The organism is Ferrovum sp. JA12, assembly GCF_001431705.1.
Taxonomy (GTDB): domain Bacteria; phylum Pseudomonadota; class Gammaproteobacteria; order Burkholderiales; family Ferrovaceae; genus PN-J185.
Genome location: NZ_LJWX01000002.1, coordinates 187,679 through 210,091, shown reverse-complemented (window position 1 = coordinate 210,091; position 22,413 = coordinate 187,679). Strand labels below are relative to the sequence as shown.

At 41.8% G+C, this 22,413-nt stretch carries 24 protein-coding genes; 18 read left to right on the top strand and 6 right to left on the bottom strand.

Annotation, left to right across the window (positions count from 1 at the left end):
- Nucleotides 1-85 precede the first annotated feature (85 nt).
- Entirely contained in the window at nt 86-301 is a 216-nt protein-coding gene (locus tag FERRO_RS06085) for a hypothetical protein (protein ID WP_056930007.1), read from the top strand.
- On the opposite strand, the gene FERRO_RS06080 is transcribed toward FERRO_RS06085, so the two are convergent.
- The 6 genes from FERRO_RS06080 to FERRO_RS06055 all read right to left on the bottom strand — a co-directional run bounded on the left by FERRO_RS06080 (nt 298) and on the right by FERRO_RS06055 (nt 5,842).
- A complete protein-coding gene (locus FERRO_RS06080) occupies nt 298-750 on the bottom strand; it encodes a hypothetical protein (RefSeq protein ID WP_056930006.1) in 453 nt (150 codons plus the stop codon). The genes FERRO_RS06085 and FERRO_RS06080 overlap by 4 nt on opposite strands.
- A 22-nt stretch (nt 751-772) precedes the next feature.
- Entirely contained in the window at nt 773-1,336 is a 564-nt protein-coding gene (locus FERRO_RS06075; protein ID WP_056930005.1) for a pseudouridine synthase, read from the bottom strand.
- Nucleotides 1,329-2,672, bottom strand: coding sequence for a DNA recombination protein RmuC (rmuC, locus tag FERRO_RS06070; RefSeq protein WP_056930004.1), 1,344 nt, complete (start codon nt 2,670-2,672; stop codon nt 1,329-1,331). Before rmuC ends, FERRO_RS06075 begins: the two co-directional genes overlap by 8 nt.
- 68 nt (nt 2,673-2,740) lie before the next feature.
- Nucleotides 2,741-3,430: a cupin domain-containing protein gene (locus tag FERRO_RS06065; RefSeq protein ID WP_056930003.1), complete on the bottom strand. Its 690-nt coding sequence runs from the start codon at nt 3,428-3,430 to the stop codon at nt 2,741-2,743.
- 298 nt (nt 3,431-3,728) lie between these two features.
- Nucleotides 3,729-5,006, bottom strand: a complete 1,278-nt coding sequence (locus FERRO_RS06060; protein ID WP_160318109.1) for a carbohydrate porin — start codon at nt 5,004-5,006, stop codon at nt 3,729-3,731.
- 47 nt (nt 5,007-5,053) lie between these two features.
- Nucleotides 5,054-5,842 carry a hypothetical protein gene (locus FERRO_RS06055; RefSeq protein ID WP_056930001.1) on the bottom strand — a complete coding sequence of 263 codons (789 nt, stop codon included), beginning with the start codon at nt 5,840-5,842 and terminating at the stop codon, nt 5,054-5,056.
- Nucleotides 5,843-6,096: 254 nt separating this feature from the next.
- Here FERRO_RS06055 and trbL point away from each other — a divergent pair, with 254 nt between their 5' ends.
- From trbL to FERRO_RS05975, 17 genes are all read left to right on the top strand, one after another.
- Nucleotides 6,097-7,464 carry a P-type conjugative transfer protein TrbL gene (gene trbL, locus FERRO_RS06050; protein WP_056930000.1) on the top strand — a complete coding sequence of 456 codons (1,368 nt, stop codon included), beginning with the start codon at nt 6,097-6,099 and terminating at the stop codon, nt 7,462-7,464.
- A 168-nt stretch (nt 7,465-7,632) separates the two neighbouring features.
- Nucleotides 7,633-8,667 carry an efflux RND transporter periplasmic adaptor subunit gene (locus FERRO_RS06045; protein WP_056929999.1) on the top strand — a complete coding sequence of 345 codons (1,035 nt, stop codon included), beginning with the start codon at nt 7,633-7,635 and terminating at the stop codon, nt 8,665-8,667.
- Between the two features lie 2 nt (nt 8,668-8,669).
- Nucleotides 8,670-10,412: an ATP-binding cassette domain-containing protein gene (locus tag FERRO_RS06040; RefSeq protein ID WP_056929998.1), complete on the top strand. Its 1,743-nt coding sequence runs from the start codon at nt 8,670-8,672 to the stop codon at nt 10,410-10,412.
- Nucleotides 10,409-11,524, top strand: a complete 1,116-nt coding sequence (locus tag FERRO_RS06035; RefSeq protein ID WP_056929997.1) for an ABC transporter permease — start codon at nt 10,409-10,411, stop codon at nt 11,522-11,524. Before FERRO_RS06040 ends, FERRO_RS06035 begins: the two co-directional genes overlap by 4 nt.
- A complete protein-coding gene (locus FERRO_RS06030) occupies nt 11,524-12,630 on the top strand; it encodes an ABC transporter permease (protein WP_056929996.1) in 1,107 nt (368 codons plus the stop codon). The genes FERRO_RS06035 and FERRO_RS06030 overlap by 1 nt, the downstream gene beginning before the upstream one ends.
- A gap of 96 nt (nt 12,631-12,726) precedes the next feature.
- Entirely contained in the window at nt 12,727-13,380 is a 654-nt protein-coding gene (locus FERRO_RS06025) for a VirB8/TrbF family protein (protein ID WP_056929995.1), read from the top strand.
- 10 nt (nt 13,381-13,390) lie between these two features.
- Nucleotides 13,391-14,275, top strand: coding sequence for a TrbG/VirB9 family P-type conjugative transfer protein (locus FERRO_RS06020; RefSeq protein ID WP_056929994.1), 885 nt, complete (start codon nt 13,391-13,393; stop codon nt 14,273-14,275).
- A 9-nt stretch (nt 14,276-14,284) separates the two neighbouring features.
- On the top strand, nt 14,285-15,484 hold the full coding sequence (locus FERRO_RS06015; protein ID WP_056929993.1) for a TrbI/VirB10 family protein: 1,200 nt from the start codon (nt 14,285-14,287) through the stop codon (nt 15,482-15,484).
- Nucleotides 15,477-15,863 (top strand): hypothetical protein, encoded by a 387-nt coding sequence (locus FERRO_RS10115; protein ID WP_152975719.1) that lies wholly within the window; start codon nt 15,477-15,479, stop codon nt 15,861-15,863. Before FERRO_RS06015 ends, FERRO_RS10115 begins: the two co-directional genes overlap by 8 nt.
- 11 nt (nt 15,864-15,874) lie before the next feature.
- Nucleotides 15,875-16,618: a hypothetical protein gene (locus FERRO_RS06010; RefSeq protein ID WP_056929992.1), complete on the top strand. Its 744-nt coding sequence runs from the start codon at nt 15,875-15,877 to the stop codon at nt 16,616-16,618.
- Nucleotides 16,615-17,190, top strand: coding sequence for a hypothetical protein (locus tag FERRO_RS06005; protein ID WP_056929991.1), 576 nt, complete (start codon nt 16,615-16,617; stop codon nt 17,188-17,190). The genes FERRO_RS06010 and FERRO_RS06005 overlap by 4 nt, the downstream gene beginning before the upstream one ends.
- Nucleotides 17,183-18,331, top strand: a complete 1,149-nt coding sequence (locus FERRO_RS06000) for a hypothetical protein (protein ID WP_152975718.1) — start codon at nt 17,183-17,185, stop codon at nt 18,329-18,331. The genes FERRO_RS06005 and FERRO_RS06000 overlap by 8 nt, the downstream gene beginning before the upstream one ends.
- A 135-nt stretch (nt 18,332-18,466) precedes the next feature.
- On the top strand, nt 18,467-19,267 hold the full coding sequence (locus FERRO_RS05995) for a ParB/RepB/Spo0J family partition protein (RefSeq protein ID WP_056929989.1): 801 nt from the start codon (nt 18,467-18,469) through the stop codon (nt 19,265-19,267).
- On the top strand, nt 19,264-19,815 hold the full coding sequence (locus FERRO_RS05990; RefSeq protein ID WP_056929988.1) for a hypothetical protein: 552 nt from the start codon (nt 19,264-19,266) through the stop codon (nt 19,813-19,815). The genes FERRO_RS05995 and FERRO_RS05990 overlap by 4 nt, the downstream gene beginning before the upstream one ends.
- 58 nt (nt 19,816-19,873) lie before the next feature.
- Entirely contained in the window at nt 19,874-21,181 is a 1,308-nt protein-coding gene (locus tag FERRO_RS05985; protein WP_056929987.1) for an amidase, read from the top strand.
- Nucleotides 21,182-21,228: 47 nt separating this feature from the next.
- Nucleotides 21,229-21,552, top strand: a complete 324-nt coding sequence (locus tag FERRO_RS05980; protein WP_056929986.1) for a hypothetical protein — start codon at nt 21,229-21,231, stop codon at nt 21,550-21,552.
- A gap of 11 nt (nt 21,553-21,563) precedes the next feature.
- On the top strand, nt 21,564-22,292 hold the full coding sequence (locus tag FERRO_RS05975) for an SOUL family heme-binding protein (protein ID WP_204374775.1): 729 nt from the start codon (nt 21,564-21,566) through the stop codon (nt 22,290-22,292).
- The last annotated feature ends 121 nt before the right edge of the window (nt 22,293-22,413 follow it).

Genomic DNA, 22,413 nt, shown 5'->3' with positions numbered 1-22,413 from the left:
ATTTTTTTTCAAATATAGAATCAACCAATTGCCTCTTTAATACGTTAACCAAAGTGTGCATTTAAAAAAATGAAAGGATTCAAATATGAAAGCTGTAAAATTTCTGTCATCTTTATTGCTCATTAGTATAACCACTATGGGTTATGCGCAATTACCCTCAGCTTTAGCTGAGAAACATCCCGAGTTAGCTAAGGATGTTAAAAAACTCACGCTAGAAGCCAAAGGTAAAAATAAGATTCATGTGACCGCTAAAAAACAAGCACAAAAATTCCCTTTGACAGTATCAAAGATTCACTCTTAAAACCTAAGCTCAATATGCTTAAGAAGTAACAATGTACAGCCGGGATTATTGATAAACCTTTCCTTATTTAATTCTTTTCTCAGTAAGGCCGACAGCTTTAAGCCAGTGAGATGTTTACATTCTTCTCCAAAAATATATTCATTAACACGATTAGCCCATTCGTTGGTCAACAGCAGTTCTCTAAAACGTCTTCGGATATATCCACCCTGCCCTGAACTGCCATAGCCATGAAGAACTAACAGTGCACGCACCTTCAGCTCTTCTGCACGAATCAAGTAACCTTCAAAAAAATCGATCGCCTCTTCAACTGTGGGTTGACCCCGCTCAAGGTCAATTTTAATGTAAGAGGTGTGAGCCGTGGGCAACTCCTCTGAGCCACAAAATTCGCAATAAGTAGGAAATAAGCCCCTAAAATTACCGCACTGTGAACAACAAAAAAGTTTAGTCATCACCACAATTCACGATATGAGATCAATAAAGAAGAGATATTTTCTCTTCACGCCAAGAACCCTGCTCTAATCCATTCATACCATAAGGGCCTATGGCTACTCTGATTAACCGTAAAGTAGGAAAACCCACTGCTGCACTCATACGGCGGACTTGTCGATTACGTCCCTCTGTAATCACTACTTCTATCCAAGAGGTAGGAATATTTTGACGAAAACGTATTGGTGGATGTCTCGGCCAAGGATCAGGAATATCAAGTAACTTTACTCTCACCGCTTGAGCTAAGCCATCTTTTAATTTAACTCCTTGCCGCAAAGTTTCAAGATCTTTCTCTGTTGGCATTCCTTCCACTTGAATCCAATAGGTTTTTTCTAGTTTAAACGTCGGGTCTGCAATTTTAGCTTGCAACTTACCGTCATTAGTGAGCAGCAATAGTCCCTCACTGTCTGCATCAAGTCGCCCAGCGGCATAAAAATGAGGTAGCTGAATATAATCTTTTAATCCCCGCCATTTACCCTCTTGAGTAAATTGACTGAGTACACCGTAGGGTTTATTAAAAGCAATCAGGCGTGTACTAGGGCTAGTCATCTGTTTCCTCAGGGTTATCTAATAAGGGGACCTCTGCAAAGGGTAACTCTTCCACATCGCGCAATGTTCTTTTTAATACCCGAGTTCGACGATCCACTTCATCAAACTGCTTAGTGGCTTGATCAAGTTTTTTACGTGTAGCCTCTATCACGTCACCAAACTTTAAAAACTCTGATTTAATAGCACCTAAGGTTTTCCATATCTCAGCTGAGCGTTGCTCAATGGCCAATGTTCGAAAACCCATCTGTAAACTATTTAAAATTGCCATTAAGGTTGTTGGTCCTGCAACACTAATGCGATATTCGTTCTGAATACTATCCACCAGTCCAGGACGGCGCAGCACCTCTGCGTATAACCCTTCTGTGGGTAAGAATAAAATAGCAAAATCCGTGGTGTCGGGTACATGAATATATTTTTGCCGGATAGTCTTAGCCTCCTCTTTAACACGGCGTTCAAGTTGTTTACCATATTGCTCAGCCTTGTCCATTTCTCCCTGATCAACAGCATCGACTAAACGTTGGTAATCTTCAATGGGAAATTTGGCATCAATAGGTAACCATACCTGCGAGTCTTTGTCTGAACCGGGCAATTTAATAGCAAACTCAACAGGGTCACTGGAACCCGGAACAGTAATGACATTTTTTTGATACTGCTCTTGAGTCAAGACTTGATCAAGTAAACTTCCCAGCTGTACTTCTCCCCAAGTACCTCTTGTTTTAACATTAGTGAATACTTTTTTTAAATCACCAACCCCTTCGGCCAGGATTTTCATTTCTCCAAGTCCAATATGAACCTTATCAAGGTGCTCTGAAACCAGTTTAAACTTTTCACCTAAACGCTCCTCAAGAGTTGCATGCAGTTTCTCATCGACGGTTCTGCGCATTTCCTCTAATTTTTTATCATTACTTTCTTGAATTTCACCCAGTCGTTTCTGAATTGTTTCCCTTAACTGTTGACTGGTTCCCATCAATTGATCGTTAATAGTTTGTGTAAGTAAAGATAAGCGTTGATTTAAATCAGAACGTAATTCATCGATTACTTTTGACTGAGCCTCAGTGGTTACTCTTCTTTCATCACGGGCTTCAGATAATAATTGGGTCAGTTTTAGATCCAGCTTTTCCTGCAACTCGGTTTTTAAGGAATTAATATTCTCTGCTACTTGGTTGGCCTGCAACACCATGGTCTCAAGGCGACCAGTTAAATTACCTTGATATTTATTCAGTTCGTCCTTAAGTGTATTGAATGCATTATTATCGGGATAGTTATCTTTTTTCCCTGCAAAAAGTAATATCAAGAGTAAAACAATAATGATGACTATCCCAATTAACATAAACATCTTTTGATCTCCACACAACTTACGTAGTAATTTTGCAACCCCATGATCAGCAAACCATGAACTTTATCTTAAACTATAGAGGGAAAAGGTAAATAAGTTGCACCAAGATGTCCTGTTTTAACATAGATCATAGCTCCCTCACTTTTTGTGAAAGGGGTATGTCGGCTATAACGGGGGCTTCGTATCCATGTGCCCTTGGGATAAGTTCCCCATTCATCATGAAAAACTCCCTCTAAGACAAAAATCTCCTCACCCCCAGGATGGCTATGCCCTTGAAACTGTGTATTAGGGGCCCAATTTACTAATGCTGTATGAATTCCATGATGTTCATGTAATGGCTGCACATGTAGCCCAGGTACCAATCCTTCATACCAAGACATCTCTTGGGTATTGACTCTTACCACCTCATTATCTTCAGCACAGAACTGCCACAATTTCACAAAAAGGATACATCCCGTTGGAGAGTATGGAGAATGCTTAGTCCCCGGGGGATTTCTTATATAGGTTCCTTGTCCATAATTACCTGATTCATCAGAAAAAGTCCCCTTCAACACCAGTATTTCTTCGCCTCCACCATGTCTGTGTTCTGGAAAGGATGAATGAGGTTCATAGACCACAAGGGAGGTGGCACGGGCGATTTCGCCACCGAGACGATCAAGGGGTTTTCTTTTAATCTGAGGCTGAGGGGATGCGATCCAAGGCAAGGTATTGGTCTCCACCACTACGCGCTCGTTAAAATCTGCATTCACTCTTAGCATCTTTATTCCTATACTTTATGACGTCACAAAATAAACATATTTTAACAGATTGCTCGAAAATCCTCGCCGTTTAGGGGGAGGACGAATAGCGCGACGACTGTAGATAGCCCTGTTAGCAACTAACCTTGATGAGAGAACCATAGGGTCCTGACCGGGAGTGAACAAAGTAGAGAGAACTCTGATCTCAATGTTTCCCTATGCCGTGAGCATCTCCCGGCCACCGGGAAACAACGGAGGGGACATGATAATCGTCGAAAACAACTGGAAACTCTTAACCAGTCGCGATTAAGAGTGTTATTTAGAACTCTACATGCAAACGAAAAGCGTAAACGTTAACGGGACCACGATACTGATTGTAGGCAGGGTTTTGGATATATTGCCAATCTGCAGTGAGTTCTATACCTTTTTTTATACGATATCGATAATAGGTTTCCAGTACTTCCTCCGGGGCATATAAAAGATTACCGTCACCAATGAATAGATCATAATTGCCTGCGGCTAAAAACTGTTGTCTGACACTATTGATGTGATTTTGAATATAACCCACTCCTACATTGTCCCCCTCTCTGGACCAAGCCTCTCCGTCAAAGGAAAAACCTGCTGAGAGACTCGCATCCGCCTCAGTAAAAGCCATACTTTCATAGGTGCCGCTGTCACGAAATGCTCTAGCAAAAAAACCCACGTTTTTATATAAAGCTTGTTCAACATTAAGACCCACCCCACCACGTTTGGCGTTATATTTAGGAGACTGTTGTACAAACACACCGGTTTGATTCAAGTAATTAGCATAATTCGTTAAATCCATCCTACCTTGATAGGCCAAAAAACGCAGAGCACCACTTTGCCAGCGACGCTCAAGTTCAAGATTGGCTCCAAAATGGTGTCCCATAGAAGTATCGATAGCTAACTGATTAGGTAAAATTGGCATAGCAAAATAGCCTGCTCTCAGCGAGTAATCTCCCCAATCTAATTGAGAGGCTAAACCGTAGGTGTATCCCCTGGCATCCGCGGCATAATCATAAGCGCAGGAGGTCATAAAACACCAATTCAGAAACTGATTATCTCCTTTGTGAGCATAGGTGTTGGGATCAAACATGCTCAACACATCCACCTTACCTAAAATAATATTTAAGCGATCCATTTGATTTGCTGGGCGTTGCTCTAAATTAGGATCATCCACTGGGGCTTTATTATTATCAGTTCCGCCAAAATCTATGGTGTGAGAAATATAGGCCAGCGCCACATAAGTTTGAAAGCGGTTATACATCACTCGTTGTACATCATTATTAGTCAGTGCTGCCAACCCACCTGCCCCAGATAAGGGAATGCCACGAATCATTTCAATCCGGCTAATGATTTTAGTTCCTTGACCAAAATCATAGGCCCCTACCAGCCCTTCCACGGAGGAGTAAGAGTTTTCAAAGGAGGATGAAAAAGAATTGGCGCCATCGGCAAAGCGATGATTAAAACCACTATGCCACTGATCTATCAATGTCATATCCCCATGAAGTTCAAACCCTGGCAAACTAGGAAAAAGAACTGAACTTTGATCGGCAAGTGAAGCAGAATCCGCCAAGGCAGAAGAAACACATAAACACAAGAGAAAGAAAGAGACCAGGTGTCTCATTGAAACCAATTATGAGGTATTTCAATAATTGTCTTAATCGTCCAGCCATCAGCGAAACTATTAAAACCTCGTCCTACGGCAGCATTCACTATCCAAGGGCCGCGATCAATATCGATGGCAGCAAATAAAGTATTACCCTGTTGATATAAGTAATAAGGTTGGACCACTGGACCCACATCACCATAAAACTCAAAACCCATCTGTAATCCCTGGGCCACCGTTCGAGCAACTTTGAGTTGTGGAGAAAAAATAGGCCCCTGTTGTCTAAACCCTGGACGAGTGGTGTAATCAAAAACAGGATTAAATGCAATCAACCAATCTGGATTTCGCAAACCCATAATGGGACGTAGCTCAATGGCTTGTTGCTGTGCCTCAAATTGGTATTTCACATCAGAGAGTTCAACATTAAAACCATAAAAGGAGCCCCCTTGGGGTGCCGCTTTTCCAATCCATTTCATCCGCACTCGGGGTCCGGCAAATTCAATAGGTCCTTGCGCTTCATGCACAAAAGGAAGGTATAAACCTGCTTCAAAATGCCCATCAATTCCATAACTCAATTCATAGGTATTTCTTAATTGATGTAGATTCGCTAACTCCCCAGGATTGGGGGTAACAGGCGGGCCACCTAAGGTCGTATTAGTGTGCATTTCAACACCCCAGATTCCTTTGGCATTGATGGTGTCATCATATACTTGAATTTCATCTTCTAAGGCATACACTTCTTGACTTACCAAAGACAATACACTGTACAAAAATAAAACCTTAATCCATTTATCCATATTCATTGAAATATTAACTTTTTCTTTATGTTGTAATGATTAAAAATAACTCTTATCGCAATGAATAAGTCTAAATAACACTGGCGTATAGTATTAATTCACCGTGAATTTTATCTGAAATTTTAAAAAAAGCACTTTAAAATACCACAGTTATATTGCAGTTTTTTTAAAATAAGCTAAAAAAGACTTCTCAGCCGGGTTTTAATCCTTATTTTCCTTTCATATTCCTCTGATTAGGGTTATTTACGTCAGAAAATACCATGGTTACTGTATTGATATGCCTTGCTCTCCTCTTGCCTTTTTCAACCGTAGCAGCAGGATCTCTTGATCAAATCGCGCAACAATATCAAAGCAGTTCTTTAGGTTGGATGAATCAATCCATTACTTACGCTAATCATCTTTTTACGGGTTTAGCATTAATAGAGTTTGTTTGGTCTGGCATGCATTACCTGTTAAGAAAAAATGATCTCTCGGATTTACTCGGTGCCTTGACCTTTAAAATCATCTCGCTGTCATTTTTTTACACCCTATTGACACTCTCGCCACAATGGATCCCCTTGATTTTAAGTAGTTTTTCTCAGGCGGGCGCAAGTATTTCCGGAACCACCACCTTGAGCCCTAGTGGTGTATTTAACTTGGGACCACAAATTACCAATCAAATTATTCTTGCTTTAGGAAGCCCCTCCTTAGGCCTTCAGGCCTTAGGCAGTTATTTATTCTCAGCAATCAGTGCAGGACTGGCAGCATTACTGATTGTTCTAGCCTTTGCTTTTGCCTCACTTCAATTACTCATTACTCTTATAGAAAGCTATCTTATTATTGGTGGAGGAATGATTATGCTGGGCTTTTTAGGATCACGTTGGACGCTTTCTTTTGGCGAGCGTTACTTGGGCTATGCAGTTAGCACAGGAGTTAAGCTTTTTATTTTATATTTGATCATCGGTTTGGGCCCCTCATTGGCCCAGACGATTAATCAAGATTTACAACAGGCAATACTGTCCTCAGGCACAGGCTCTCCTCCTCCAGGCAGCTTTTTCACAGCAGCCGCAATTTCACTTATCTACGGCGCTCTATGTTTCATGATTCCTTCTCTAGCCTCTTCCATGATGCATGGACAACCCTCTTTGAGTCTTGGCAATACAGGAACAAGCTCAGTATTTACCGGAGCAACAGCTTTGGGTTTAGGTGCTGGCGGACTATCTATGGGAGTTCGACTCGCCAATCAAACTCTTGGAGCAGCCAAAGCAATGGCCAGTGGAGCCAAACTCATGCGTCAACAGGGCGTAGCCGCGGCAACCCAACACAGTCTAAATAGTATTGGATCCATGGCCAAAGATCATCTCACGGGGCAAGCCCCTCAACAACACCAAGCCATTAAAGACATACTTAAAGACAAACAAGTACAAGGCTTAGGCAAAAACACCTTGGGAGGAGAATTAGCTAACCGTATTCGTCTGTCGGATAAAACCCCTATCTCTTCCGCTTCTTCTAATCCCTCTCACTCGGCAGAAGACAGATTAAAAGAAGGAACAATCCTTGATCGCGTCTCTCAACAGCATCTGACCGGGCACTTTCCTCATGACGGCTCCTCTGGATCTGTATCGATAAAAATCAACCATACAGAGTAGTTTCTGACGTCAGAAACCGATCTCATCGTTAAGCTTAAATAGTCGGCAGCCTGTTTTGATTGTTGGGAGATAATAACTAAGAAGAGTTTACCTATTTTTTTAAGTTAAATCTCAAAAATCCATATAAAATCAATTTATCGGTATCAATCATCAAAACCAAGGAATATTATGCTTCAAGTTCCTAAAAAGATCTTTGTGATCTTAACTCTGTTGTTATGCATAGCGTTAGGCATCTTATACTGGTTGCAACAATCGTCACATCAACACAATCAAATTACCCTTTATGGCAATGTAGATATTCGACAAGTCGAGGCAGCATTCTATGACACAGGGCGCATCGTAACCATCTTAGTACAAGAAGGCGATAATGTTAAAAAAGGCCAGTTGCTAGCTCAGTTAGATCCGGTACGATTTCAAGAACTTATTAAACAACAACAAGCATTATTGGCTGCCCAACAACAATTACTTAATCGATTACGCAATGGTTCTCGCCCCGAGGAAATAGAACAAGCCCGCTCTGAAGTCTCCTCAGCCAAGGCTAATTTAATTAATACTCAAATCACCTATGAGCGTCAATTAGAACTGGTTAAAAAACAATATGTTCCTAAACAAAATGTAGACAACGCTTTGGCCGCATTCATTACCGCAAAAGCCAATCTTAATCATGCACAACAAACACTTAAACTCGCCCTTGAGGGACCCCGTAAAGAAGATATTAAAGCGGCTGAGCAGCAACTAAAATCTTATCAATCTGCCCTAGCGCTTTCTCAACAGGAGCTTTTAGATGCGAATTTATATGCCCCGGAGAGTGGGGTGATTGAAAATCGCATCCTTGAACCCGGTGACATGGTCACACCACAGGCAGCCGTTTTGACACTCGCCTTAGATAATCCTATTTGGGTACGCGCCTATATCCCTGAAACATCCCTTGGCTTAATCCATCCAGGTATGCCAGCCGAAATTAATAGCGACTCCTATCCCAACCAGCCTTTCGCAGGTTGGATTGGCTATATTTCTCCCACGGCGGAGTTCACCCCTAAAAATGTTGAAACACCAGAACTCCGTACACAGTTGGTTTATCAGGTGAGAATATTTGCCTGTAATACCAATCATCGTTTACGCTTGGGTATGCCAATCACTCTTCATATTAACCTCACCGATAAATTAAACTCTCACTTGGGTAATGACCCTTGTAGCAAATAAAGATGAATTCCCCCCTCCTCTTTGATCGAGTCAGTAAAACCTTTCCGAGAGGCAAAGATAGAATCCCCGCACTCCATCAACTCAGTTTGAGTATTTCAGCAGGAAAAGTAACAGGGCTTCTTGGCCCGGACGGATCTGGAAAAAGCACTTTAATCCGAATTGCCGCCCAACTTCTCCTTCCTGACCAAGGGGAGGTTCGCCTATTTGGCCATAATAAAAAGCCTAATCAAGACATCAACTCACCAGCTACAGGGTATATGCCTCAACGATTTGGCTTATATGAAGAGTTAACTGTTCAAGAAAATCTCACGCTCTATGCTGATTTACACGGACTCACAAAAGAAGAAAGTCTTAGTCGTCAAAAAGAGTTACTTAAACTGACCGCATTAGGTCCTTTTAGCCAGAGGCGGGCTGGGGCACTGTCGGGAGGGATGAAACAAAAATTAGGGTTGGCTTGCACCCTGCTTCGTACCCCTGCTCTATTATTGTTGGATGAACCCACCGTAGGGGTAGATCCTATTGCCAGACGAGAATTGTGGAATATTATTCAAGAGCTCAAAAAGCAACAGGTAACTATTCTAATGAGTACCGCTTATTTTGATGAAGCAGAACAATGTGATGAAGTAATTTTGCTTAATGCTGGTCAATTATTAGAAAAAAACTCTCCCCACTATCTAATGAAAAAACTTCAGGGTAGAACTTTTTTAGTCAATGATTCTTCGCCTCATTTCTCTTTACGACAACTTCAAGCAACAATTCGTTCACGTCCTGGTATTCAAGATGTGCGCATTGTCACTGAAGGGGTACGTGTTTTATGTCAGCCCTCAATAGCCATCCAATTTAAAGACACGGAACGTTGGCAAGACATCCCCCCTCGTTTCGAGGACGCATTTATTGATTTATTGAGCTCCCCTCATCAAGCCCCCACCCTTCACAGCTCTTCTACTGAATTGGTTAGTGAAGGAGGTCAATCTGAGCTGGGCAAACCGATTATTATTGTGGAGCATTTGAGTAAACGATTTAATCAGTTTGAAGCAGTTAAAAATGTTACTTTTACGGTAAAAAAAGGGGAAGTGTTTGGTTTGCTGGGCGCCAACGGAGCCGGCAAAACCACCACCTTTAGAATGCTCTGTGGCCTGTTGCCAGCCACTACGGGAAAGTTACTGATTGATGGAATCGATATGCGTCACGCTTCTACCAAGGCAAGAGCAAGATTGGGCTATGTTTCACAAAAGTTTTCTTTATATGGCAACTTAAGTTGCGATCAAAACCTGAATTTTTTTGCTGCCGCCTATGGCCTAACAGGTCAATGTAAACAAACACGAATTGCTTGGGCTATAGAAGAGTTTCAACTGCAAGACTATCGTCAAGTGAATACAGATAATTTACCGTTAGGCATCAAACAGCGCTTGGCTTTGTCCTGTGCGCTACTGCATCAACCATCCATTCTTTTTTTAGACGAGCCCACATCGGGGGTTGACCCTTTAGCACGTCGCGAATTCTGGCAGCATATCAATTTGTTGGCCTCACAGGGAGTAACGATTCTTATCACTACTCACTATATGGATGAGGCCGAATATTGCGATCATTTGGTGTTAATGTCATTAGGTGAAATCTTAGCCCAAGGATCCCCCTCTGAGGTTCGTCAGTTGGCTGTTACCCCACAAAGCCTTCATCCCAGCATGGAAGAGGCTTTTATCACTCTCATTGAGGACAATGAAAAACAGATTCGGAGATCATCATGAATCGGCAACGTTTACAGGCACTGATCCATAAAGAATTTATTCAGATTGTTCGTGATCCCTCAGCCATTGCCATTGCCTTTATTTTACCCATTGTATTACTCTTTATTTTTGGTTATGGAGTCTCTTTGGATGCGCATCACATTCCCATTGCTGTTGTGGTTGAACAAAACAACCATGAAACCAGCGATTTTATAGCGGGGCTTAACCAATCTTTATATTTTACACCACTGACATTTAACAATATAAACGATGCACAACAAGCTATTATCGATCATCGTGTGCATGGCATATTGTGGTTACGTCATGATTTTAGCCGTTTATTATTAAATGGCGGAGTGGCACCTGTTTCTATACTGATCAATGGAACCGATGCAAACAATGCTCATCTGATCTCAGGATATCTGGCGGGTGTTTGGCAAACCTGGCTAACCCATTATGCTCAACGTCATGCTCAGTTACTAACTGTTCCGGTGAGCGTAGAATCACGTATTTGGTTTAATGCCTCTCTTAGAAGTAGAGACTACTTAGTCCCCGGATTAATTGCCGTCATCATGACTTTAATAGGAGCATTATTGACAGCGCTCGTCGTGGCTCGAGAGTGGGAACGCGGCACTATGGAAGCGTTAATGGCCAGTCCGGTCACCATGAGCGAGATGTTGCTGGGGAAGTTAATCCCCTATTTCATTATGGGTATGGGGGGAATGTTATTGTCGGTTGCTTTAGCCGTGTGGCTATTTAGCGTTCCTTTAGTGGGCAGTCTTGCCCTTCTTCTGTTGTTCTCTGCTTTATTCTTATTGGTCGCACTTGGTATGGGTCTCTTCATTTCAAGTATAGCCAAAAACCAGTTTGTGGCGGGGCAAATTGCCATCATCGTAACCTTCTTACCTGCTTTTATTTTATCAGGATTTATTTTTGATATTCATTCAATGCCTCCTGTAATCCAAGCCATTACCCATATCGTGGCTGCCCGCTATTATGTGGCGATACTGCAAACACTCTTTTTATCAGGCAACGTATGGCCTATATTGATCACTAACGGATTGGCTCTTTTGTTAATGGCTATGTTTTTTTTAGGAATCACCTGGAAACGTTCGTACAAGAGGTTAGATTAATGTTAGCGCGAATATGGGCATTAATTATAAAAGAGTTTCTAGCACTGCTGCGCGACAAAAAAAGCCGTTTTGTGTTAATTGGCCCGCCATTAATTCAGTTACTGGTGTTCGGCTACGCCTCTACCTTTGATTTAAATCATGTCCCCTTTGCCCTCTTCAATGAGGACTCCGGTTTGGCTTCAAGACAACTCTTTAATCGTTTTGTTGGCGCCTCCAGTTTTAATTTAACTAAAACCATTACCCAAGAAAGTGATGTGGCGAGGCTAATCAACCAACAAGAGGTTCTTTTAGTGGTTCATATTCCGAATAATTTCACCAAAACACTGTTAAGTCATCATACAGCCCAAGTACAAATTATTATTGATGGCAGAAATTCCAACACTGCCACACTGGCCCTCAATTACGTTAACACTATAATTCTTGAGTTTAATCAATCTTGGGCTAAAACCTACCACTGGGATAAGGCTCCTAGTGAAATCATTATCAGATCTTGGTTTAATCCCAACCTACTATCACGTTGGTTTATTGTGCCGGGTATTGTCAGCTTACTCACCCTCGTTATTACGCTACTTGTGACAGGACTATCCGTGGCCCGTGAACGTGAACAGGGAACCTTTGATCAGTTATTAGTCACTCCCTTCAGACCCATTGAAATACTGATAGGTAAAGCGATACCTGGATTAATTATCGGCAGCCTTGAGGGAATATTAGTTGTCCTGTTAGCTACTACTTGGTTTAAAGTCCCTTTTATGGGCAGTATTACTGCACTCATGATTGGACTAGTCCTTTTTCTTCTGGCAGCCATTGGCGTGGGTTTAATGATTTCATCCATGTCATTAACTCAGCAACAGGGTTTATTAGGTGTCTTTTTGTTTCTTGTGCCCGCCATTATTCTCTCAGGTTTTGCTACTCCTATTGCAAACATGCCCACTTTAGTTCAGAAGATTACACTCATTAATCCAATGCGTTATTTTTTAGTGATTGTACGGGGGGTATTTTTACAAGGAGACTCTGTGGTGGACTTATGGCCACAATTTTGGCCTCTTGCACTCATCGCAATGGGTAGTATGAGTTGTGCCACTTGGCTCTTTAGATATCGCATCTAAAGTCAACATGGTTAGTCTTTTTTTAAAATAATATTTTATTGATTTATTTTCCTTAGTACGCGATTAGACCTATCTCTCAGTATAAGGTCAATCATCATGGCATCTTCCCCCATTCCATATTTAAACGCCCGCCGTGAATGGGATGAACGCTATGGTGATGCAATTCACCATGCTAGCCAATGGCGACGGTTGGCTTTTTTTGCAGTGTCTTTAAGTATGTTAAGTATACTTGGCGTTCTCTGGCTTGCCAGTCAAAGTCAAATTAAACCCTATGTTATTGCCTTAGACAAATTAGGTGCCCCCATCGGTTACGCTTCTCCCGTTACAGCACACAGCATTGATAACAGAATTACCGAAGCCATGGTCGCCAATTGGATTTGGCAAGCACGCAGTGTATTACCCGAGCCCGTCGCGCAAAAAGCTATTTTAGAGCGAGTGTACGCACAAATTGGCCCCAATGCAGTGGAGCAGCTCGATGAATGGTATAAAGCCCATAGTCCATTTAATCAAGACGGTCTCACGATTAATCCTAGCATTATGAGTGTACTCCCCATTAGTAAAAACACCTGGCAAGTCACCTGGAGTGAAAAATACTACCATCATTTCCAGTTAATTAAAGAGAGTCATTGGAAGGCCCATATTATCACTGGCCAATCTCAAGAACTCACTAATAAACCAAAAGTTATGCTCTACAACCCATTGGGAATCTTTATTAACCAGTTCAGTTGGACTGAAGTATTGAGTAATTAGGGAGATTTAAATGAAAAAAACATTACCATTTCTTTGTTTCATCACTGTGGGATTAGTGAGCGCGGCCTTGCCTGGCCAGAGTTATGCTGAAAACCCTATAACAAACCAGGCTCAAGTAAATAAAAATAACCCTCGCACCATGGAGGAGAGTGCCTCTTTAAATTATCAACACACGGGAAATGCCACCAGCTTAACCACCGACTCCGGTGAGATTCTCTATCCCTATGCTCACTCTCATCCGACAATTGACTGTGCCCCTCTTCATCATCTATGCGTCATCCATTTAATGGACCATGAAAAGATTAATAACCTATCCCTCGGGGATACTGTTCGTTGGATAGTCCAAACAGGCGAAGCAGGAACGCGCGCAGTAGTGTTAATTAAGCCCACTGAGGACAAGTTAACCACTAACTTAGTCATTACCACCAATCGCGGCAGAATTTATTATTTGAATTTGCAATCCACAGCTAACCATTATATTCCTATGGTGGGATTCTATGATCCCGAAGAAATTATTAAGCATGTCTTAGATCAACAAGAAAAAATTACTGAACAACAAAAAGATAATATTGCCACTCTCCCTTCCGTTAATCCCCAAGATATTAATTTTGATTATTGGTGTGAGGGATCTGAAACACTACCTGAGAGAGTATTTTCGTCACTGGGTAAAGTGTTTATTCAATTACCCACAGCCTGGATTGAAGGCAAAGCTCCAGTATTGTTTATAGTAGAAAATGGTCAGGAAATTCTTACCAATTATGAATTAAACCATCACTATTATGTGGTCAATCATCTCTTCAAGGAAGCACACCTCATCATCGGTTCTGGCAACAATCAGAAGACTATTACCATCCATGCAGGGAAGCGACCCCTATTTGAAAGCTGGTTAAACTAGAGATCAATCATGATAAATTGGCTCAATCGACTAATTAATGGTCCCCAGGACAAATTGGACAGAGTCATCCCCATTGCTAAAGACACGGGGAAGCGATTATTACCTCGTACAAAATGGATTATCGTAACGATCATCAGTATTTTAATCACTCTTGTGGTCTTTGGTATTGTGAGCGCCGGTCATACACATTCCATTACTTCTGATGATATCAACCTCACCAATCCGTCATTAATAGGGACAGCACCTCCGCCCCAACCGCCACCCGTGGTGAGTGATTTCACATCCTTATCTGATCATACTCTAAATAGTCATTCCGCAGACACCGCAATCCAGCAACCCAATTCATCTATGGCTGAGAAGGCGACAGAACATCAAAGCTGGCTAAATCATCATAATGATCAACGTCTGGAAAACCATATAACAAGTTTTGAAAAGGCTCTGACAGCCCCTATAACGACCACTGTCACCGATCATCCATCAATAACAGCCTTGCCGGTTAACCCCACCTATGGCACACCAAGAAACGCTTCTCCCAACAAACCTCTGTCAGAGGAAGAGCAATTTCTTCAACATAGTTCGCAAGTTGGCGATGGAACATTCTCCTCAAGTCGCCTTATTCCACCTTTAGGGAAGCATGAACTGTCAGCCGGAAGTATTTTGAATGCCACTTTAATCACTGCAATTAACTCGGATCTGCCAGGCCTCATCACCGCACAAATTAGTGAAAACATCTTTGATTCCCTTCACCCCAATGATCTTCTTATTCCTCAGGGAACCAAGCTTATTGGTCGCTATGATAATCATCTTGCCTTTGGACAAAGAAGAGTATTTATAGTGTGGAATAGTTTACTTTTTCCCGATGGCTCTACTTTTAACCTCAAGGGACTAGAAGGATCAGACGAACAAGGACAATCTGGATTAACAGATCTCACTGATAATCATACAGGACGAATAATAAGTAGTGCTTTGCTGATCTCAGTGTTGGGCGTCGGTGCCCAACTCTCACAACCACAAAACAGCTCATTGCTGACCTCTCCTAACACCGGCCAATTGGCTGCGGGCAGTGCGGCCAATGAACTCAATATGGTAGGCAGTCAATTGTTACAAAAAAACCTCAGTATTGCCCCCACTTTAGAGATTCGTGCTGGCACAGAATTGACCATCCTTGTTAATCAAACCCTTATTTTACCCCCCTACAATCATGACTAGAACTAATCAACACTGCAACCCACAACCACTGTCTTCTATACCTCTGGATTTACCCAAGGATTCTTTTTCTCAAGATCTGTGGGTAACATTAAATTATATTCATCCCACCCATCGCGCGACACTCATCAAAATGCTTCATGAAGGATTAAGTGGTTCACTGATATATCATTGGTATCTTCGCTTATCCGGATTGAGTCGGTACGATGCCTATCTTGCTATTCGACCGATATTAAAAAGAATAGATCATCCACTGCCACCGCTAAAAAGAACTGGCACTCCTCTACCAGAATTCATAACTAATGACCCACCCTTCTTTCCTTTCAAAACTCACTTTACCGAAGAATCCTTATCTCTTAATCAATCTTCACAACAGACATGATTAAAACATACATGATTGATGGGGCAAAAGGTGGCTTAGGGAAAACTTTGCTCTGTCATGTACTGGTAGACTTTTATATGCACCCTGAGACAAATGGATTACAAGAACAAGAATATCCTTTGCTATTGTTTGATGCCGATCTAACGAACAAAGATTTTTCCACCTACCCCATTCGCTTACCCTCTGGTAAGTTAGTACCTTGTTATGCGATTGATTTATCCATTATTGAAGGATGGCAATTCATTGAACGAAAAGTCAATCGCTATTTAAAGAATAATCAATCTGCTCGCGCCATTATCCATTGTCCTAGTCATAGCTTTTGGCTCATGGAACAAGGACGTTATGATGAAATTGGAGCCATCATGAGGAGAATTAACACACTTACCTTATGGTTAATGAATAAAAGTCCCCTCTGCATCCTACAACTTCAATCTCGACAACGTTTGTTGCCTAACAATTATCAACAGGGAGTGATCTTACTGAATCTATATTTTGGAAGAACAGCAGATTTTTATTATTGGCATCATTCGCAATTTAAGGAAAACCATATACATCAAGAAGGTTGGGTCGAACACGTCATCCCCTGTCTCACTCCTCAATTAAGTGATACCTTGTCTGGGATGCCCGTCAATCTCTGGTTTGAACTTGGCATTCAGGACATGAATCTTAGCTTTGGCTACCATCTGTCGCTGAATACTTTCCGCTACCAAATCCACAAAACTCTTTTGGCTATTGATTCTATCCCATCCTTATGACTATACGAGAAGAAGTATGGCAAGCATTTTTAGGCCGGCCGTTAACCGATCAAGAACAACAGGACCAATTGCGCTTACGTGATACCTTAAGAATCTATGATGACGACCCATTCTGGGGAGTGATTGCCTTTTTTTATCATTATACTTCTTCCCTTAGGGGTTCCCCCAACGCATCACATCCACACCTTATTAAGCAGATAGAAGCACTCCATGAGAAACAACTGCATCTCTTAAAAGAGTTAACGCTTGTTAAGCCCTCTCAGATGGACACTCACAATCATAACTCTGAGCCAACTAGTCAGCAGAAAACCTTCTCAAACCTTCACTTGCTATTACTCATGGTGGTAACGACTCTGTCCGTGATAAGTGTTGTCTTAGAAATAAATCGACCATTACAAAATAATAATTTATCAGCCTCCCTGTCACAGTTAGCTCATTGGAACCAAATGAATCCCACGGGCAGTAACCTCTTATTATCCTGCCAGTTTAGCTCCAAGAGTCGCTTAATAGTGCGTCAGCATCAGCGGATCTGCTATCCCGCAGGCGATGGGATTGGTTACTATCTTGATTAGCTCCATACTGTTAAAGCAATCTGCATCATTCAGAATTAGCTTATTAGGAATAGTTAGTTTCATTCTCGGTAGCCTGTGGCTCTATCATGGCATAGGCATGCTTGTCTCCCCACTGATTATTCTCATTATTAAAAAAGGGATCAACGCAACACAACGCTTCTTTTTAGCCTTGATTTATTTTGCAGTAGGGTCAGTTGGACTACTTAACGCGTTTGCAAACTTCTTTCATGTACATCACAGTTTAGTGGCAATTTTATGTTGGTTATCAAGTAGTCTACTTCTGGCTTGGCCTTGGATTTTCTATAGGAGTTTTTATCATCTTTTAATCATTTTACTCTTAGAAGCAGTTCCACCCCTGGGGCTGATCGGCTGGCTTTCACCCATTGATGCCATGGGGTTCTGGTTTCCAGGAGCCGGACTCAGCGCCATTGTTCTAGCAATAATGTCTTTTTGGATTATGGATAAACCAGATTTTAAAGGGATCTTTTTACTTCTGCTGACCATCATGTCTTTAAATATAGTCTATACACCTGCTCGAGTGCCTCCTAATTGGATAGGTGTTGACACCCAAACACCCCTCACAGTCAGCCCTACGCGACAGATTAACTATTTAAAGAAATTACTCCATCAAATTCCCCGGGACAAAACTATGATTATTCTTCCGGAGAGTATTATAAATAACTGGTTTACCGGTACAAGATTATCCATTGAGCAAATTATGCCTCACCAGATGACACTATTAATAGGTGTCATAGCATGGCACAAACATCAACCAGAAGATGCACTGGCCATGATCAAACACAGTCATGCCCAGAAGATCCCTCTCTTTTATTCGGTGTTCCCGGTGCCCTTTGCTATGTGGAATCCCTTCATAACAAGCAGCTTCCCGGCTCATTGGTGGCCAGCCACTTCCCTAATAGAACAGGTAAAGGTAAACACCATTATTTGTTACGATCAATTACTGGTATGGCCTTGGTTATCGTTTTTAATCACTCAGCCAGACTTACTGATTGCTGTGAGTAACGAATGGTGGGCCGATTCTTCTCTTATCCCGGACATTCAGGAAAAATGTCGTCAGTCTTGGTCAAGACTACTTAATCTCCCCATGATCGTAGCCCGCAATCGCTCCTTGAATAATTAAACTCCTCCCTCACCCGGGATAAATGTCCTAACAATTTTAGGACGCTTCTCCCAGGTGCTTCAGGATGACCAACACTACCTATGTCTTTCTTGAGGATTTTAGAATCATTACTTAGTCCACTCTTTGAGAGATGCAATGAGTCACCTATCCTTACCCCAAGAAATACCCATTCAATGGATTCATCCTGATCCGCTACAACCCAGAAAACTGTTTAATACTGATACCATCCATGAGCTATCACACAACATTAAACAATTGGGATTACTGCAACCCCTGTTAGTCAAGCAAAATAGTCTTCAACATTTCACACTCTTGTGTGGTGAACGAAGACTCATTGCTGCTAAGAATGCGGGCCTTGAAAAGGTACCCATTATCGTTCGGGATGATCCTCATTCGCAGTCCTTAACCCGCTTAATGCAATATTCTGAAAACGTCTTTAGAGAAGAATTAACTGCCATAGAAAGTATTGATATCATTATTCAGTTAATTCAAGATGGGATCAGTACTCAACAACTCTCCGAAGTATTAGGTAAACGTCATGATTGGGTCAAAGCGCATCTTCTGGCTAATACGGCTCCATACAGATCCCTCTTTGAAAGTGGTCGATTAAAAAGTATTTCTGTATTACTTGTGTTCAGAAGTCTCCCTCTTCCGGCGCAACGCCAATTACTAACAGATACTTGCCCGATCACGTCCACTCTGTGCCAAAAAATAAGGCAGCGATATAAAGAGTCTGATCCCCAAAGAGAACTCCCTATATTAAATACAATCACCACAAGCCATAGAGAGAGCTTAGTCACCCCAGTACCGCGCTCCACCATCACTATCCCTCTTAATCCCTTATGGTTAAGGGGATTTGTAACTAAAAAAGCTTTAATCCAAGCCATTGAAAAAATCATCAATGAACAACTCACAAAGGATATTAAACAAGCATGAATGAGCTATGGCTAGAATTATTTACCAGTTTAAATCCCTCTGATTTTAAGAGGATTGAACGTCAATGTACCTTATCTTTATCCGATATTGAACAGGAAGCCAGGCTGTTATGTTGGCAAATTTGTGGTGGTCACACCAACTATGATGGAAAGATAGGTAGCTTTCAATCCTATATTATGGGAAAACTGTGGGGACTCGCTCGGCGTTATCCTCACTCTTACCAATCCAATTTACCCCATCATCTTGATACGGAAAATCATGACATGAACGATCATCTTGATTATTTGTTTCAACAACACCATGACTTCACTAATGATCCATTAGTTCAACTCATCGCTGAAGAAGATCAGAACGCTTCAGAGCAGCGAAACTTTCAACAACAGAAATTGATGCAATTAATGCTCAATGATAAGGAAAAGAATTTTCTGTCTCTATCCCTGTCGTTAAGCATAAAAGAGTTATCAGAACTATATTTACTGACACCCAGAGCCATTCGTTATCGACAACAAAACCTGATTAAAAAAATCAATGCACTACAACTAAAATAAAATGAGTAGTCTATAAAAGTCGATATAATTGAATTTTTATAATGATTGTTAGCCAACCATGAAAACCCTTCAAGACATTGTTCCATTATCTGTCCGTCAGTTAGTCTCCCAGGTTCAGTCTGGTGACATCACTCCTCACGAAATTATTCAAGCCTACTATACTGGTATTGAACATATTGAGCCTAAAATTCATGCTTGGAAAACCCTTAACCCTGAGGATATTAAAAGACAGCTAGAGCGCTTTGAAGTAGCGCTGGACTTGCAATCTTACCCCTTAGCAGGTATCCCAATTGGTGTGAAAGATCTCATTAATACCAAGCATCTTCCTACCTCCTACGGATCGAGTCTCTACGAAGGCTATCAACCTCAAGAAAATGCTGCCATCGTTGAACGCTATCTTGACCTAGGTGGCATTATCCTGGGTAAAACAGTCACTACAGAATTTGCGTTTTTAAACCCGGGACCCACCATCAATCCAGTTTCTCTTAATATAGATGTGACCGTGACCCCCGGAGGATCCTCAAGCGGCTCGGCTGCGGCAGTGGCCTGCGCCATGACCCCCCTTGCCTTCGCCACCCAAACGGCCGCATCCATTACCCGTCCTGCTGCTTTTTGTGGGGTAGTGGGCTATAAGCCGAGCTATGGATTACTTACTATGCAGGGTGTTAAACCCCTCAGCCCCAGTCTTGATACGCTGGGCATGATGGGGCTCAGGGTGGATGATGTGGCGTATGCTGTGGGCTGCCTAATTGGTCATGAATTAATGGATTTCACTATCAACCCACCAGTTATAGGCTTTCTTGAAGAACCGCTTTGGGCAGAGATTACTTATGATGCAAAAAGAGTACTCGATCTTGCCAAGCAAATTTTAATTAAGCAGGGTTTCACCCTGAAGCCCATTCACCTCAAAGAGCTGGGCGAGCAACTCACCCAAGCACAAGAAACGATTATGTATCATGAAATGGCCTCCTCGCTCGCCCCTGAATGGCAGCAAGCAAGCGCTAGCCTCAGCCCAAAACTCGGTGAGTATATTAAAAAGGGTATGGCCATCGGAGACGATGAGGTTCAAGCGGCCTTTGAACAACAACGACTTGGCCAGGAGAAAATGGCTCAACTGTTTAATGAAGTGGATATTCTGATTGCACCCAGCACCCTTGGCGAAGCACCCGATGGGTTAGACAACACCGGCAACCCAATTATGAGCCGTCTGTGGACGCTATTGGGTAATCCCACATGCCATTTACCCATTGGCTATAGCCTCAGAAAGTTACCACTGGGTCTAACGGTGATTGGTGCTTTGCATGAGGATAAACGTTTACTTAGTTATGCCCATTTACTAGAAAACGCTTTCACGCATAGCAGTTAACTATCTAGTTGGAAATATTGTCTTACTGAGATTGAGTAAAAAAAGCAATGTTTAAAAGAAATAGACAAGAACAAACAGAAATAATGAAAACTTATCGTTATCTTCTGTATTCTCTTATTGCTTTTACACTGCCCTTAGTAGGTATATTAGTTGTTGATGGAGTCTTACTCACCGCAGACATAGTGGTCATGATATTCAGTAATGTTGTATTTTTATTTTTCCTGGCAAAACTGGCTAATCTGTTAAAGAAAAATTCCTTTTATTGGGTGATTGGTGCCATTGTGTTTTTCCCCTTTGGTGTACCTATCACCTTCATCAAAATGCGTACTCTGTGTATTACTAACAAGGGGGCTTTCTCACGGAATAAATAAAGCCATAAATCATGCAGCAACTTATTCTCACTGAGGCAAGTCAAAGGAGTATTCAGTCACTAAAGAATGTTCCTATGCATGAGAAAATACTGTTTACACTACTCATTTGTTTTACTTTTTTTAGGATAGAGCTAGTCATGGCCACTGAGCAACCTTCCTATCAAGTGATATTAACTCAAGACAACTTCGAGGTTCGTCAGTACAGTCCCATGCTGATTGCAGAAACACACGTTTCGGGCTCCATGAATGATGCGTCAAGGCAGGGCTTTAGAACAATTGCTGATTATATTTTCGGCAATAACCATCTGCCCAACGGCAAAGATTCCCAGAAAATCCCTATGACAGCGCCAGTCATTGTTACTCCTCAATCAGCAAAGATCACCATGACTGCCCCAGTTACTGTGACCCCGCAAGACAGCGAACACACCTTTACTGAGACTACCTCTTGGTACGTGAGTTTTGTCATGCCTCAACCATACACCTTAGATAACATTCCCCAACCTAACAATCCTGCCGTTCAATTAAAAGTGGTGCCACAACGCTACTATGTGGTCAATCGCTATTCTGGTTTTAATAGCGAGTCAACCATTCAGACAAAAATTAATGAGACTCTTCACTGGGCAACCCAACACCACTATACAATGGTGGGATTACCTCAATTGGCGCGTTACAACCCGCCCTGGACACTACCCATGTTTAGACGTAATGAAATTTTAATAGAAATTAAACAACCAAACTAATTGGTCTGGAGAAGACTGTTGCATCATGGTTGGGGAAATTAACAAAAAAAAGAGAACCCATAAAACAGCTCTCTTAAACAGGAAGAGGGAGGTTGCTTCCCGTGTTAACTTCCTTTGGTTA

Coding starts and splice junctions, on each gene's coding strand:
- FERRO_RS06080 (WP_056930006.1), bottom strand. CDS start 750: ATGACTAAACTTTTTTGTTGTTCACAGTGCGGTAATTTTAGGGGCTTA.
- FERRO_RS10115 (WP_152975719.1), top strand. CDS start 15,477: ATGACTAGAACTAATCAACACTGCAACCCACAACCACTGTCTTCTATA.
- FERRO_RS06015 (WP_056929993.1), top strand. CDS start 14,285: ATGATAAATTGGCTCAATCGACTAATTAATGGTCCCCAGGACAAATTG.
- FERRO_RS05985 (WP_056929987.1), top strand. CDS start 19,874: ATGAAAACCCTTCAAGACATTGTTCCATTATCTGTCCGTCAGTTAGTC.
- FERRO_RS06010 (WP_056929992.1), top strand. CDS start 15,875: ATGATTGATGGGGCAAAAGGTGGCTTAGGGAAAACTTTGCTCTGTCAT.
- FERRO_RS05995 (WP_056929989.1), top strand. CDS start 18,467: ATGAGTCACCTATCCTTACCCCAAGAAATACCCATTCAATGGATTCAT.
- FERRO_RS06045 (WP_056929999.1), top strand. CDS start 7,633: ATGCTTCAAGTTCCTAAAAAGATCTTTGTGATCTTAACTCTGTTGTTA.
- trbL (WP_056930000.1), top strand. CDS start 6,097: ATGGTTACTGTATTGATATGCCTTGCTCTCCTCTTGCCTTTTTCAACC.
- FERRO_RS06055 (WP_056930001.1), bottom strand. CDS start 5,842: ATGAATATGGATAAATGGATTAAGGTTTTATTTTTGTACAGTGTATTG.
- rmuC (WP_056930004.1), bottom strand. CDS start 2,672: ATGTTTATGTTAATTGGGATAGTCATCATTATTGTTTTACTCTTGATA.
- FERRO_RS05980 (WP_056929986.1), top strand. CDS start 21,229: ATGTTTAAAAGAAATAGACAAGAACAAACAGAAATAATGAAAACTTAT.
- FERRO_RS06005 (WP_056929991.1), top strand. CDS start 16,615: ATGACTATACGAGAAGAAGTATGGCAAGCATTTTTAGGCCGGCCGTTA.
- FERRO_RS06085 (WP_056930007.1), top strand. CDS start 86: ATGAAAGCTGTAAAATTTCTGTCATCTTTATTGCTCATTAGTATAACC.
- FERRO_RS06065 (WP_056930003.1), bottom strand. CDS start 3,430: ATGCTAAGAGTGAATGCAGATTTTAACGAGCGCGTAGTGGTGGAGACC.
- FERRO_RS05990 (WP_056929988.1), top strand. CDS start 19,264: ATGAATGAGCTATGGCTAGAATTATTTACCAGTTTAAATCCCTCTGAT.
- FERRO_RS06075 (WP_056930005.1), bottom strand. CDS start 1,336: ATGACTAGCCCTAGTACACGCCTGATTGCTTTTAATAAACCCTACGGT.
- FERRO_RS06035 (WP_056929997.1), top strand. CDS start 10,409: ATGAATCGGCAACGTTTACAGGCACTGATCCATAAAGAATTTATTCAG.
- FERRO_RS05975 (WP_204374775.1), top strand. CDS start 21,564: ATGCAGCAACTTATTCTCACTGAGGCAAGTCAAAGGAGTATTCAGTCA.
- FERRO_RS06040 (WP_056929998.1), top strand. CDS start 8,670: ATGAATTCCCCCCTCCTCTTTGATCGAGTCAGTAAAACCTTTCCGAGA.
- FERRO_RS06025 (WP_056929995.1), top strand. CDS start 12,727: ATGGCATCTTCCCCCATTCCATATTTAAACGCCCGCCGTGAATGGGAT.
- FERRO_RS06020 (WP_056929994.1), top strand. CDS start 13,391: ATGAAAAAAACATTACCATTTCTTTGTTTCATCACTGTGGGATTAGTG.
- FERRO_RS06030 (WP_056929996.1), top strand. CDS start 11,524: ATGTTAGCGCGAATATGGGCATTAATTATAAAAGAGTTTCTAGCACTG.